Annotated in this window: 11 protein-coding genes; 9 read left to right on the top strand and 2 right to left on the bottom strand. The window is 61.6% G+C overall.

The annotated features are described in order from the left end of the window. The first annotated feature begins 28 nt into the window (after window positions 1-28). Complete coding sequence (gene tssE, locus NCR39_RS22125; RefSeq protein WP_250454207.1) at window positions 29-463, top strand: type VI secretion system baseplate subunit TssE; 435 nt, start codon at window positions 29-31, stop codon at window positions 461-463. 29 nt (window positions 464-492) lie between these two features. After that, window positions 493-768 (top strand): PAAR domain-containing protein, encoded by a 276-nt coding sequence (locus NCR39_RS22120; RefSeq protein ID WP_250454206.1) that lies wholly within the window; start codon window positions 493-495, stop codon window positions 766-768. Between the two features lie 363 nt (window positions 769-1131). On the opposite strand, the gene tssC is transcribed toward NCR39_RS22120, so the two are convergent. Both tssC and tssB read right to left on the bottom strand, forming a co-directional pair. Beyond that, entirely contained in the window at window positions 1132-2688 is a 1557-nt protein-coding gene (gene tssC / locus NCR39_RS22115) for a type VI secretion system contractile sheath large subunit (protein WP_250454205.1), read from the bottom strand. Window positions 2689-2766: 78 nt separating this feature from the next. Beyond that, window positions 2767-3279, bottom strand: a complete 513-nt coding sequence (gene tssB, locus NCR39_RS22110) for a type VI secretion system contractile sheath small subunit (RefSeq protein WP_250454204.1) — start codon at window positions 3277-3279, stop codon at window positions 2767-2769. A 589-nt stretch (window positions 3280-3868) separates the two neighbouring features. Between tssB and NCR39_RS22105 the strand changes: the two genes are divergently transcribed. From NCR39_RS22105 to NCR39_RS22075, 7 genes are all read left to right on the top strand, one after another. Continuing rightward, complete coding sequence (locus NCR39_RS22105; RefSeq protein ID WP_250454203.1) at window positions 3869-4627, top strand: DotU family type IV/VI secretion system protein; 759 nt, start codon at window positions 3869-3871, stop codon at window positions 4625-4627. Next, a complete protein-coding gene (locus NCR39_RS22100) occupies window positions 4624-6378 on the top strand; it encodes an OmpA family protein (RefSeq protein WP_250454202.1) in 1755 nt (584 codons plus the stop codon). Before NCR39_RS22105 ends, NCR39_RS22100 begins: the two co-directional genes overlap by 4 nt. Window positions 6379-6468: 90 nt before the next feature. After that, window positions 6469-6954: an Hcp family type VI secretion system effector gene (locus NCR39_RS22095; RefSeq protein WP_040049754.1), complete on the top strand. Its 486-nt coding sequence runs from the start codon at window positions 6469-6471 to the stop codon at window positions 6952-6954. 155 nt (window positions 6955-7109) lie between these two features. Next, window positions 7110-9770: a type VI secretion system ATPase TssH gene (gene tssH / locus NCR39_RS22090; RefSeq protein WP_250454201.1), complete on the top strand. Its 2661-nt coding sequence runs from the start codon at window positions 7110-7112 to the stop codon at window positions 9768-9770. Window positions 9771-10271: 501 nt separating this feature from the next. After that, window positions 10272-11093, top strand: coding sequence for a hypothetical protein (locus tag NCR39_RS22085; protein WP_250454200.1), 822 nt, complete (start codon window positions 10272-10274; stop codon window positions 11091-11093). Between the two features lie 368 nt (window positions 11094-11461). Then, entirely contained in the window at window positions 11462-12607 is a 1146-nt protein-coding gene (locus NCR39_RS22080) for a GGDEF domain-containing protein (protein WP_250454199.1), read from the top strand. 178 nt (window positions 12608-12785) lie between these two features. Continuing rightward, window positions 12786-13613, top strand: a complete 828-nt coding sequence (locus NCR39_RS22075) for a CHAD domain-containing protein (RefSeq protein ID WP_250454198.1) — start codon at window positions 12786-12788, stop codon at window positions 13611-13613. The last annotated feature ends 9 nt before the right edge of the window (window positions 13614-13622 follow it).

Genomic DNA, 13622 nt, shown 5'->3' with positions numbered 1-13622 from the left:
ATGGCATAAAGCACCGCAAGGGGAAACGATGACACGTCCCGGCCCCGGACTCTTCGAGAGAATCACCGGACACTTCGCAGACGGCACGGCGATCACCGACTATCCGCCCGAAGAGCAGACGTTCTACTCTGTGCGCGATAACGTTCAGCGCATCCTCAACAGTCGCCGCAAGGCACTCGCCCATCTGCCGGACTACGGACTCGACGACTTATCGGAAATTTATCGGCATCTGCCCGCTTCTGCTCATCGGCTCAAGACCGAGATCGAGGCGACGCTTTTGGAATATGAGCCGCGTCTGCGAGCTATCGACATCGAAATCAACAAGCCTGAGCCAGGCATGCTGCTGAGCTTCACGATGGCCTGTCATCTGCGCCGGGAGGGACTGGTGCGCTTCGGTACGGACTTTACGCCTGACGGTCGAACGCGGCTACGGATGCTGCAACAGGCGCCGGATCGGTATTGAGTCGCGCGCCAACAACATACGGAGAAAGTATGGCAAGAATGATGGCTTTGAAAGGGAATCTGACCACTACAGGCGGCCGCGTGCTGGACGGAGATGATTCGATGCTCGACAACGGCACGCCGCTTGCCCGGCATTTGGGACTCGCATCTTGTCTTCGCTGCGGCAAGACCGGGCCCATCCTGGGAACTGCCACGAACTGGGGGTTGGCTGGCACCCGAGGGGTGGTGGATGGCGACATCGTAGTGTGCGAATGCCCACGCGGTTCCAATCGCGTCATTGCACGCTCGACCTTCTACGACGAGTAGGCCGAGCGCTAGACGACACATCGATCTGCGACGCCTTGAGCATTGTGCTTTTGGCAGTCGCCGTCCACGCGTGTCCTTACCGCACCGCCAACTCAATCATTCATAGCGCGTCACAACATACCGCGTGGGTCAAGCGACGCCTTGAGCGCGTCGCGAAGCTGTCGGCGCATGTGTCCTGGCGGTCCCCGCAGTTTCGGCGTCTTCGGTAGATAACGCGAACGCGAGCCGCTCCGAATCGCGTGACCAACTTTCGCGAGCCCGCTCATTGTGTCGTTTGAGAATCGGTAACCGCCCAAACAATAACGCCGGGACTGCCTCTTCAGGGGTCCCGGCGCGTTCATCATTTACTGCGCGAACTACAGGTCAGCTCTTCGCCTTCGGCATCTGCGATACCAGCGACAGACCAATATCCATCCCTTCCACCTGGAAGTGCGGCACGATGAACAGCTTGATGCGGAAGAAGCCCGGGTTGTCCTCGATATCCTCGACCGTCACCTTGGCCTCGCGCAGCGGATGCGATGCCTGCAACTCATCGCCAGGATCCTTCATCTCGGTCACGAGACCCTTGATCCAGTTGTTCAACTCGAGTTCGAGCAGACGACGATCCTTGGTCGTGCCGATGTTCTCGCGCTGAAGCAGCTTCAGGTAGTGCGCAATGCGCGAAAGCAGGAAGATATAAGGCAGGCGCGCGTTGATACGGCTATTCGCCGTCGCTTCCTTGGTCTCGTACAACGCGGGCTTTTGCGTTGAATTCGCCGAGAAAAAGCAAGCGAAGTCGTGATTCTTGTAGAACGACAGCGGAATGAAACCAAGGTTCGCGAACTCGAATTCCCGCGTCTCAGGAATCAGAACTTCGGTCGGAATTTTCGGCTGCACGCCGGTGCCGAGGTCGTAAAGGTGAACCGGCAGATCTTCTACCTTGCCCCCCGCCTGCGGCCCGCGAATCTGCACACACCAGCCGTTGTTGACGAAACTGCGCGTCATGTTGGCCGCGAACGCAAACGACGCATTCACCCACAGGTAGCGATCATGGTCCGGGCCCTTGACCTGTTCCTCGTAGTTGAACGCGCGAACAGGCGTGGTGTCCTTGCCGTACGGCAGACGGCCGAGCACGCGCGGCATGACGAGACCGACGTAGCGCGCGTCATCCGTATCGCGGAAGCTCTTCCACTTGATGTACTCGGCGCGATCGAAGTAGTTGCCGATGTCTTGAATGGCAGCTACTTCCTCCATCGACTTCTTGCCGAAGAATGCCGCGCCCACCGAGCCGATGAACGGCATATGCGCCGCCGCAGCAACCTTCGAAATGTTGCGAAGCAAGGCGACGTCTTGCGGTGAATTGGCGAACTCGAAATCGCTGACCATCGCGCTGATCGGTTGACCGCCCGGCGTGTCGTATTCCTCGATGTACGTCAGTCGATACAGACCGCTCTGGATCAGTTCCGGCGCATCGTCGAAGTCGCGGATCAACGCGTCCTTCGAGACGTCCAGCACTTCGATGCGAGCGTTCTTGCGGAAATCAGTGCGGCTCACAAGCATCTTCAGACCGCGCCAGCGGCCTTCCAGTGCCTGAAACTCAGGGTTGTGCATGACCGCGTCGAGTTGCTTGCTGATCTGACGGTCGAGCTGGCCGATAAAGAAATCGAGCAGCGACTTGTCCAGACGCTCGACCGGCTTGCTCGTCTGCGCGACGAGGTCGAGAAACGCACCCATGCCGCGCGCGAGGCGCTCGTCGGCGGAGGCTTCCGACAGCGTGTCGCTGTCACGGAAGGCTTCGAGCGGACGCGCTTGCGATACCGGGCTCAGATTGATCTTGTTGCACAACGACGCATAGACGCTGTCGCTGAACGATGCCTCTTGCGGTGCGTCCAGTACGACGGCCTTACCCGCGGCGCCCGAACGGGCTTCCAATTTGCTCATGAAACTATCCTGTGCGATGCTGGTCGAGTGACCGGCGTTTGACCTTGCGTTTAAACCTTTTTCGATTCGGCGTGAGACTCAGGCGTGGCCTTCGGGCTGCGTCGCAGCCGTGGCGATTTGCGACAGTTCACCGCGCAGCTTGTCCGAGAGTTCCTTGCTCTTCAGGATTTTCTCGAACTCGCGGCGGAACGTGCCGTTGTCGAGCAGGTTCGACTTCAGGTCGCGCAGCAAATTGCGCACAGCCAACAGCGCCTGAAGCTCGGGGATCTGACGCGCCACCTGTTCCGGCTCGAAGTCCTTCATCGAACGGAACGATAGGTTCACCGGAAGCTCGGAACCGTCATTCGCCAGTGTGTTTTCCGCGCCGAACTTAAGATCCGGCGCATAGTCGCCGAGCACCGCGTCGAAATTGTTTTTGTCGATATTGACCTTCTTGCGCTCGGAAAGCGGTGCCTGCTCGCGCCCGGCGCTAAAATCGCCGGCCACCAACAGCTTCAGCGGCAGTTCGATCTTCTTTTGTGCGCCACCGGTATGAAGATCAAGCGTAATTGAGACACGGCTCTTTGGAATCTCGCGCTGGAAGCTATCCATTAATAGTCCTGATTATTTGAATTGACTGTACACCCGCGCATTCAAGGGTGCAACGCTGTGTAATCTTCATCAGGAACATGCGAAGAGCAAGGCGAATGCACCGTGCGCTCACACTCATGCTCTGACTTTGGGGGCACATTAGCAGGATTCGAAAAGCACCGCAATTGACCCAAGGGCGAGCTAAAAGTTACGCGAATTCGCGCCTCGACAGGCGAAAATCGAGGCCAGTCAATCAGTTGCGCGCAGCCTCACCCTCACCGGTTGCAACTGATGCTAACGGTTTGCCGCTCATGCTCGACACTCTTTGACAAACATGTCGCTACTGACTTCAACCGGCTTTCGGCAAACTAACGGTTGCGAAGCGCGATGCTAAAGAACGTACATGCTACTCAGTGCCAGCCGCCGCATCCTGATTATTAAACATTAGTTATCTTTATTTTATCGATAGCTATACGAACACGATCCATGAATATAGAATTCACGCCCCAATGGGAAGGTGATGGTTACCGCGAAGTACATTCATGCGCAACGAACGCTCGCGGCGTCAGCAAGCTGATGCAGACAAGACTTATAAGTGGGAAGCACGCTCATGATTAGCGTTGGTCAGTTAGGTTCTGGCAGGACCCTGCTTCGGGATCAGGACGCGTCAGCCACGACGCCAGCAGTCTCGTCCGGCATGTGCGACTTGCTACGCGATGCATCGCTCCTGGTGGTCATGCAGAGAGCCGGTGGGGAAGCGGAGGGTTATGAGCCGTTTCGAAAGCGATGCACGCTGTTGATCGAGCGATTTGCCGCCGCGCTCGATCAACGCGGCTATGCCGAAGACGTGTGCCGCGAAGCGGTGGACGCGTTGTGCGCCCTTGTCGACGAGGTGGCAATACGCTTCCTGGGCAATTCAGACAAAGAGGCATGGCTGAGTGAGCCATTGCAGGTGGCGTTGTTCCAGAAACATAACGCCGGCGAGTTCGTCTTCGAGCGGCTCGAAGCCCGTATGCGTGAAACGTCGCCGCAGCTGGACCTCCTCGAATGCTATGCCACCATTCTTGCGCTGGGATTCACTGGACGCTATGCACTCGAAGGTGAAGCGAAGCGTCAGACGCTCATGCGCGGTCTGTCCGCCCTTCTCACCCGCTTGCGTCCGGCAAGCACGCAGTCCTTCCTCACAAACTCGAGCGGTCAGTACCTAGGTAACTGGTATCACCGCTTTTATCGCCGTTTATCGCCGTGGGCCATCGCCGGTCTCGCGTTGCTGTGTGCAATTTCGATGTGGCTCGCCTGGCACGTCGCACTCGACGGTCGAAGCGCATCCTTCCTGTCCCAGCCAGATTCTTCAGTCACCGCACCGTGAGTTCAATCGAAAGGCTGGGCTATCCAGCACGCATCATCGTCGTCTACGCGGCCGTGCTCGCCCTTGCCGTGCAATGGTTCGTAAAGCCGCTCGGACAAGGATGGCTGTGGCCCGGCACAGCCATCATCCTGGTTGCAGCGGCAACGCTGGTCGGCTGGCGGTCGATTCGGCTCGCCCGCGCCCGCGAGCGAAGCGCGGATATGCTCAAGGCGCTCGGCACGGCGACTGCCGAGCTTCCCATCAGCCTTCGGCGGCGAATGCCGCTCGTGCTCGTCACGGGCGACGTGCTCGCCGCGCTCTTCGATCGCCGGTCGGGTGAGAATCGCCTGGTGTTCGTCGGCGACGGCGCCATCTGGGTACGGGTGAATCGTCCGCAAGATCTGCCGCAAGTCGCGCTCGCCATGCGCCAATGGCGCGATGGCCAGGCGCCCGATGGCGTCGTCCTGAGCGTCGCCCCGGCGATACACGCGGACGCAGACGCGCTCGCTCAGAAATTGCGCCTCGTGCGCCAGGCCCGCGCCGATGCATCACGCATGGTGAGTGCGCGCCTGCCAGGCTACGTCGCCGTGTATCAGCGTCTGACCCGGCTCGAGCCCCAAGACACCGAAGCGCGCGCGCAATGGTACGGTGCGTCGGCTGCCACGCCGCTCGTCGATTCGCAATCGTTCGAAGCCGTCGTTCGCGCCGCTGAAGCAACGGCGGTGCACGAGTCTCCCGACCCGTATTACGCAGCCCATGCGGCTGGCCTGGCCTCGATCGTCGGCTGGACGCAGCGGGTGGTGTTCTCCACGCTCTCCGATCCGCGCCAGCCCGCTCAGCCGTGGCCGCTTCATGGCGCAGGCTGGCTCGACTGTGGTCCGGCAAGCGACGCGTCCAGGCCCTGGGAGCGCGATGTGAGGAGCAGCACGCACGTCGCTCCGCCCTCGGTGGCCACGTCGCGCGCACCTTGGTCGCTTCCGCAGCCGCTCATCGAGTCCATGCCACGGCATCTGCGCGCTTCGCCGCGCTTGGCCGCGATGGGACACGCACTCGCGCTCGTCGCGCTCGCCGCCGTGGCTTCGTTCTGGGGCTCAGGCCAGCACAACGCGGAGTTCATTGCGCGGGCTCGGGCCGACCTGGATCGCTATGCCGCGATCCCCGCCGATCGCGACTCGGCGAGGCGCGACGCGTTGAAGGAAATCGTCGCCGATCGCGACGAACTCGATCACTACGCGCGCGACGGTGTGCCGCTGCGCCTCGGCTTCGGCCTCTATCATGGCGCGCGTTTGTCGCCCTCGCTCAATCACGCGATTGCGAGCTATCAGCCGCCCCCGCCTGCGCCGGCCGTCGTCACACTGGATAGCATGTCGCTCTTCGATAGCGGCAAGGCAGTGCTCAAGCCCGGCTCGAATCGCGCGCTCGTCGGATCGCTCGAGATGATCAAGGCGCATCCGGACAAGCGCATTCTGGTGGCCGGCTATACGGACAACGTCGGCGACTCCGCAAGCAATCTGAAGTTGTCCCTCGCGCGCGCGGCGGCGCTGCGCGACTGGCTGGTCGACGCCTCCGGCATCGCCGCGACTCAGTTCGCCATTCAAGGCTACGGCGACACGCGTCCGATCGCGTCGAACGAAACCGACGAGGGCCGCGCCCGCAACCGCCGCGTGGAAATCACGCTCGTGCCGGATAACACGGCGGCGAGCGCTCACGTAAGCTCTGTGCAAGCGCCCTCGCTGGCGAACGCAGCCGACAGGCGCAACAACATGCAGTAGCAATTGAATCCCCGAAGCCCACGCTTCGGGATCTTGTTGTCTGGAATAGTCTTCCAGGCATTGCTTTGTTGTACTAATGAGGAGAAGTAAATGGCAATTCCCGCATACATGTGGCTAAAAGACGACGGCGGCGCCGACATCAAGGGTTCCGTCACGGTGCACGGCCGTGAAGGCAGCGTCGAGATCGTCGCGTTCGATCACGGCGTGCATATCCCGACCGATGGCAACACCGGCAAGCTGACCGGCACGCGCGTGCATGCGCCGATCACGCTGACGAAGGAAACCGACGCGTCGTCGCCGTACCTGTACAAGGCCGTGACGAGCGGCCAGACGCTGAAGTCCGTCGAAATCAAGTGGTACAAGATCGACGACGCGGGCAAGGAGAAGGAATACTTCAACACCAAGCTCGACAACGTCAAGGTCGTCGCCGTGCGTCCGAAGATGCTCGATATCAAGAACCCGGATTACGAGAAGCACAACCATCTGGAAGAAATCGAGCTGCGCTACGAACAGATCACCTGGTCGTACAAGGACGGCAACATCATCCACAAGGACACGTGGAACGAGCGCGCCTAATGCGCCTCATGGTGAGCAAGGTCGTTGAAGTCTGATCTCAACGACGGCTGACCGCTGCCAGTTCGCCGTGCTGCACGGCACGCGCGAACTGGCGCTTCTCTCGAACCGCACCCGCGCTACGCACCCTTCCTGACTCTCCCTGCTATCGAATTCCTATGACCTCGCGTGACTCCACCCATCTGCTTCGTCGGCTCAACCCGCACTGCGCCCGGACGCTCGAAGCGGCCGCGAGCCTGTGCCAGACGCGCCTTGCCGACGAGATCACCGTCGAGCACTGGCTGTTGAAGCTGATCGAGTCGGACGACGGGGACGTTCCGGCAATCCTGCGCCACTACGAAATTGACATCGACGCGATCTGGAACGCGCCGCTCGCGGCTATCGACCGGCTACCCCGCAATCTGCGCGGCATGCCGGCCTTGTCGATCCAACTGGCGAGCGTACTGCAGGACGCCTGGAATCTCGCCTCGCGCGAGAACATCGATGGCACCATTCGCTCGGCGCATCTCCTGCGCGCGATCATCGATGCGCCGCATGTGCTGCGCACGCAGGATGCGTGGCCGCTGCTCTCGATCTCCAGTGCGCAGATCGAGCGCCTGCTGCCCCGGCTTGGGCGTCACTCGTGCGAGAACGGGACGCAGGACGAACAGGACGATGACGCACCCCAAATTGCCCAGGTTGCATCGCAGCCGAATGCGGACAGCGCAACGGCATCTCCAGCCGAGACCGTGCAGCGTTCGACCGACGGCGAAGCCCTCGCGCGCTTTGCCATCGACCTGACCGAGAAAGCACGTCGCGGTGACATCGATCCTGTATTCGGTCGCGATCGTGAAATCCAGCAGATGATCGATGTACTGGTGCGCCGGCGCAAGAACAACCCGATCCTCGTGGGCGATCCGGGCGTCGGCAAGACTGCGCTTGTCGAAGGACTCGCTCTGCGCATCGCGGAAGGCAGCGTGCCGAGCCTTCTGCGCGAAGTGCGTATGCTCACGCTGGATCTCGGGTTGCTGCAGGCCGGAGCGGGCGTCAAGGGCGAGTTCGAGCAACGTCTGAAAAACGTGATCGATGAAGTGAAAGCGTCGGCGGTGCCGATCGTTCTTTTCATCGACGAGGCGCACACGATCATCGGCGCGGGCAACTCGGCGGGCGGCTCGGACGCGGCCAACCTGCTCAAGCCCGCGCTCGCACGCGGCGAATTGCGCACCGTGGCGGCCACGACGTGGAGCGAATATAAGGAATACTTCGAGCGCGACGCGGCGCTGGAGCGGCGCTTTCAACTCGTGAAGGTCGAAGAACCGGATGACGACGCGGCTTGCCTGATGCTGCGAGGCTTGGCGAGCCGTTACGCGACGCATCACGGTGTGCATATCCGCGATGCGGCACTCGTCGCCGCGGTAAAACTCTCGCGCCGCTATATTCCCGCGCGGCAACTGCCGGACAAGGCGGTCGATTTGATCGATACCGCCGCCGCACGCGTGCGGATGGGCCTCGACTCGCCGCCTGCCGAATTGCAACGCGCCCGCGCGGCGGTGGCGGCGCTGGAGCTGGAACGTTCGACGCTCGACGGCGACGAGCACGCGGGCGTCGAAGACCTGAGCGCGCGCCGCAGCGCCCTCGAAGCGGCTCACGCGCAGGCGAGCGCCGAACTGGAAGCGTTGAACGCGCGTTACGACCATGAGTTGTCGCTTGTGCGCGCGCTGATCGAGCAACGCGGAGACGGCAAGACGCCGCTCGATGCCACCGCATTCACTCGGGCGCGCCAGGCGCTCGCCGATGTGCAAGGCAAAGCCCCGATGATCTTCGCTGACGTCGATGCGCAAGCCATCGCGCGAGTCGTCGCGGAATGGACCGGTGTGCCGGTGGGCAATTTGATGGAAGATGAACTGCTGAGCCTGTTGACGCTGGAAGACCAGCTCGCGCAACGCGTCGTCGAGCAGGACGATGTACTGGACGCGCTGGCCGACAGTCTCCGGACCGCGAAAGCCGGCTTGAAAAGCGAGAACGCGCCGATGGGCGTGTTCCTGCTCACCGGCCCATTGGGTGTCGGGAAGACCGAGACGGCGCTGGCGCTGGCCGATGTGCTCTTCGGAGGCGAAGCCGCGCTGACAACCATCAACATGTCCGAGTATCAGGAAGCGCACACCGTTTCGCAGCTGAAGGGATCGCCGCCCGGCTACGTGGGCTATGGGCGCGGCGGCGTTCTCACCGAGGCCGTGCGTCAACGCCCATATGGCGTCGTCTTGCTCGATGAAGTCGAGAAAGCGCACCGCGACGTACTCGATATTTTCTATCAGGTGTTCGATCGCGGCACGATGCGGGACGGTGAGGGGCGTGAGATCGATTTCCGCAACTGCGTGATTCTGATGACGTCCAATCTAGGCAGTGCACAGATCGACGAGGCGACCACCGACAATCCCGAAATTGCCCAGGCCGCGCTGCGCGACGTGGTGCAGGCGCCGTTGCTGGCGCATTTCCAGCCAGCGCTGCTTGCGCGCTTCCAGACGCTTGTTTATCGGCCGCTGGATGTTGCTGCACTCGGCACCATCGTGCGTCTGAAGCTCGCGAAGGTCGCCGACCGGCTGCGCCGTCAACACGACGTCCGGCTCGCTTACGACGAGTCGCTCGTGAACTCGCTCGCCGAACGCTGCCTTGCGCGTGAATCGGGAGCGCGCAACGTGGACGCCTTCTTGAATCAGCGAATTCTGCCGAGCGTGTCGCGTGAGTTGATCGCGCGCATGGCAAGCGGGGCGACGCCTGCGGAAGTGCAGTTGTCGTGCTCCGCGGAAGGCAGTCTGACGATCGAGTTCGTCGATCGCTGAAGCGAGCGTTCGTCGTGGCAGCGCGGCGCTTCTTTGCAACGCCGCGCTGTCCTCACGCGCATCTCACACGTTAGATGTTCTGCCCGCGTCTCTTGTCACCGACTGTTTCACCGCGGCTGCACAGTCAGTCCGGTGCCGGTGCGATCAGTCGATCGAAAGCGCTTCGCGCCACAGGCGTTGACTTGCTGGACGAATGCCGATATTGCTGAGAGACGTCGCCCAAGTCGAGATGAGTGACGGCCTTTCTGCCGTGATCGACGTATACGTTAGGAACACTAAATGTCACACACTCCCGAGATCGCGACCCTGCGTTCTCCCGGTCAACGCCCAACCAACCCATCCGCGCCATGGCGTAAAACGGTCCGCGCATTCCTGATCACGACTGCACTCGTCGCATCTTCCCAATGCTTCTTGCACGCCGCATACGCAGCACCCGCCGATGACTCCGCTCCCATCATCCGCGGTCCCGACGTTCAAAAGCGCGCGAACGCAGTCGTCGCGATGCTCTCCTTCTCCGTCACCCCGGACCTCTCGGCAAGCACGCTCGGCATTCGCAACGGCGCGACCGGCAATCCTTCGCTGAGCATGGTGCAGTTGGGCGGCGGATTCACGCTGAGCCCGAATTTCCCGCTTTATATCGAAGGCGCGTTAGGCGGCTCCCGCTACGATCCCAAGCTGCTCGTCTCCGACGGCCAGGAGCAGCACATGCTGCCCGTCCGATGGACGAACGCAGCCGCGACGGGCGGAATCGGCTGGGACATTCCGCTCAATGCAAACAAGGACCTCGTGATCCGGCCCATCTTCAACTTCTCGATCGGAGAAGCGACGAGCGATGCAGCCGCGGCGCAATTCTTCATCAACCGTCGAACGGATAGCAACATCGATTTCATCAAGAACGGATCGCTGAACGTGTACGGGCTCGGCGGATCGCTGATGCTGGGCTGGTATCCGCGCAAGGAACCCTACGAGTTCGACCTGGAACTGCGTTACACGGATATCTATTTGCAGAGCTTCGGCTCGTCGAGCGCGGTGCGCGGCTCGGCCAATGCGCAGTCGACCAGCCTCTACACGCGCTGGCGTGCGCCTACGGGCGCAGTCGTATTCGGCAGACCGCTGCGATACGTGCTCGAGCTATCTCATTCGACTTATCTCGGCAGCCAGGCGGACATACTCGGCTTCAATCAACTGACCTCGTTGGGCGCCGGTCTTGAAATCGATACAGGCGCGGTCACGAAGCTGTTCTCGCGATTGCGCATCGTCGCGCGATACGCATTCGGGAAGGACGTCACAGGGGCATCGGTGGGGGCGGCCTTGAGCTTCTGAGAATCATTTGCGTCGCAATTGGCGTTTAGATAAGCGTTCAGTGACAAAGCCACCTCGACGCATCGAGAAATAGCGGTAAAAACCACGCGCGATCACGCTTTCGCATTGTTTACGTGTGAAAAACCGCAGTCTTGTTTATCATGATTCGCACCGCCGCCTGGCGGTTAATCGACGAGTCCGCGAGCAATAATTTCCGACTCGTCCAAATATTCCAGAGCCGCGATGCTCGATAGCCATTGACGCTCGATCCCGTTTCTGTCGGGTCGGTTCTGCGAAAACGCGGTTCATTCAGGCATCGGCTCGAACCACGACTTACCGCATTCATCGCACCGGCCATTACCGGCGCGTAACGACGTTCGACGTTCGCAATGTTTCATACACCCGACACCGAGACAGTACGCCTCTGCAGCATTCTGTCGAGCGCCGCCTTCGGACTGGTCTTCGCGCTTCTCTTCCTCGATCGCCGGGGCGAGCGATATTACCTGCACTGGTCCGCGAGCGCGCTGATCTATTCGGCCGTGCTCATCGGTTTCGGCTTCGCGCGCGGCCACGCGCTTCTCATGAGCACGCTGCTCGCGGCGCTCGCGGGCACCAACATGCTCATCGTCTCGGGGCTGCGCGCCTTCGATGGCAAGCCGTCATTTCGTTGGTGGATGACGCTGCCCGTCGCGGCGTGCTTCGTCGTGCATCTCGTAGCGCCGATGGCGGCGCGCGATCCCAAGCACGCGTTCATCGCCACGCAAATCGGCGATACGCTGAGCGTCGCGCTTTCGATGCTCATCGCCGGCGTGATCTGCCTGCGCGGCGGATCGCAAGATGCGGGCACGCCGGGCGCGCGGCCATGGGTCAACCGCGGCCGCCGTCTCGCGGGCTTCGCGATGCTCGGATATCTGCCTTGCTATGCGATCACCGTCGCCGGCTATCTGTGGACCAATTCGGCGCTGAATCTGCTCGCGCTCATCCCGACGATGTCCGATCAACTGCTGCTCGGCATCCTGAATCTCGGGCTGCTGGCGATTCCCGCCGAGCACGCGCAGCAACGCCTGAGCGACGCCGCCCTGCGCGATCCGCTAACGGGCGTATGGAATCGTGCGGGTTTCGAGTCGCAGTCGATGCGGCTGATTGCGCCCGGCGCGACGGTGCTCGCCATCGACCTCGATCACTTCAAGCAGATCAACGACCGCCACGGCCACCTCATGGGCGACGACGTGCTCGTCGCGCTCGCGCGTCTTGCCGGGAGCGAAGTCGCGTCGCTGGACGGCGAATTCGGGCGGCTCGGCGGCGACGAGTTCATCGCGCTCCTGCCGAAGCAGCGCACGCCCGATGCCGAAACCTGCGCGCGGCAAATTCAGGACGCATGCCGCCGTTACGCGGACGGCATGCCCGAATGGACCATCAGCATGGGCATCTCGCAGATCCATCCCGGCGAGCGCGATCTGCGCGCCGCGTTGCAGCGTGCGGACCGCGCGCTGTATCGCGCGAAAGTCGATGGACGCGACAAAGTGATCGCGTGAGTTGCGCGCGTGGATCGACTGATCTCGCTCAAAGATGCTCCATCGCACGCGCGCGAAGATACGCGTCGGCGCTCGAATAAGCGCTGCATCGGCCGGCCGAAACCATCGGATGATTGAGGAATTGTCCACGGCACCGTCCTTGCTTGCTGCAAAGCATCCCCATGCAGGAGACACGCGTATGAGAAAGGACGAGGGTAACGACCGCGCGAGCGAAGCGTCGGCGGAAAGCAGCTTTTCGAGCTACGCCGATCCGCTCGTGCATGAGGCCTTGCAACACGCCACCGCGCTCGAAGGCAGCGCGGAAGCCGAGCAGTTGCACAAGCTGCGCGTCGCGCTGAGGCAGTTGCGCACGCTGCTCTGGGCATACGGACCGACGCTCGACAAGGACTTCGCCACGCAACAACGGGCGCTGCTCAAGTTCTGCGCGAACGCGGCGGGCAGCACGCGGGACTGGGATATCGTCATCGATCTGGTCGGGGAATCGGGCGGCAGTGCGCTCGTCGATGCATTCCGGCGCAACCGCACCGAGGCATCCGAAACCAGCCGCGAAACGCTTTCGAACGCCAATCTGAAGAAGGTGCTGCGCGAAGCGATCGCCGAGGTTAATCGCGAACTGAACACGCAGGCGAGCCGCACGCCGCTCACGCTCTTCGCACGACATCGCGTGACCGCAGCGGAGAAGCAGCTCAAGAAGCGCATGCGTGCTGCGATGAAGTCCGGCACATCGGACTACGCGTGTTTCCATGAAGTGCGCAAGGCGGGCAAGAAGGTGCGATATCTCATCGAGTTCTTCGATCCGCTACTCGCGAAGAAGCAGCGCAAGGGACACAAGCATCTGAAGCGTCTGCAAAAGCGCCTCGGCTCGCTGAACGATGTGGTGGCAAGCCGTCACTTGCTGAAGACGCATCGCGCGATGCTTCCCGATAGCGATGCCATCGACCAGGCGCTGCGTTCCCTGAAGAAGGAGCAGAAGCGGCGCATGAAGGCTGCATCGGCATTGCTGTGAACGCGCGAA

The organism is Caballeronia sp. ATUFL_M2_KS44 (assembly GCF_023630965.1).
Lineage (GTDB): Bacteria > Pseudomonadota > Gammaproteobacteria > Burkholderiales > Burkholderiaceae > Caballeronia > Caballeronia concitans.
This window is presented reverse-complemented; position numbering and strand designations above follow the sequence as displayed.

Bases quoted from the DNA above. Each gene is read 5' to 3' on its own strand.
- NCR39_RS22120 (WP_250454206.1), top strand. From the start codon at position 493: ATGGCAAGAATGATGGCTTTGAAAGGGAATCTGACCACTACAGGCGGC.
- NCR39_RS22075 (WP_250454198.1), top strand. From the start codon at position 12,786: ATGAGAAAGGACGAGGGTAACGACCGCGCGAGCGAAGCGTCGGCGGAA.
- tssC (WP_250454205.1), bottom strand. From the start codon at position 2,688: ATGAGCAAATTGGAAGCCCGTTCGGGCGCCGCGGGTAAGGCCGTCGTA.
- tssB (WP_250454204.1), bottom strand. From the start codon at position 3,279: ATGGATAGCTTCCAGCGCGAGATTCCAAAGAGCCGTGTCTCAATTACG.
- tssH (WP_250454201.1), top strand. From the start codon at position 7,110: ATGACCTCGCGTGACTCCACCCATCTGCTTCGTCGGCTCAACCCGCAC.
- NCR39_RS22105 (WP_250454203.1), top strand. From the start codon at position 3,869: ATGATTAGCGTTGGTCAGTTAGGTTCTGGCAGGACCCTGCTTCGGGAT.
- NCR39_RS22085 (WP_250454200.1), top strand. From the start codon at position 10,272: ATGCTCTCCTTCTCCGTCACCCCGGACCTCTCGGCAAGCACGCTCGGC.
- tssE (WP_250454207.1), top strand. From the start codon at position 29: ATGACACGTCCCGGCCCCGGACTCTTCGAGAGAATCACCGGACACTTC.
- NCR39_RS22080 (WP_250454199.1), top strand. From the start codon at position 11,462: ATGTTTCATACACCCGACACCGAGACAGTACGCCTCTGCAGCATTCTG.
- NCR39_RS22095 (WP_040049754.1), top strand. From the start codon at position 6,469: ATGGCAATTCCCGCATACATGTGGCTAAAAGACGACGGCGGCGCCGAC.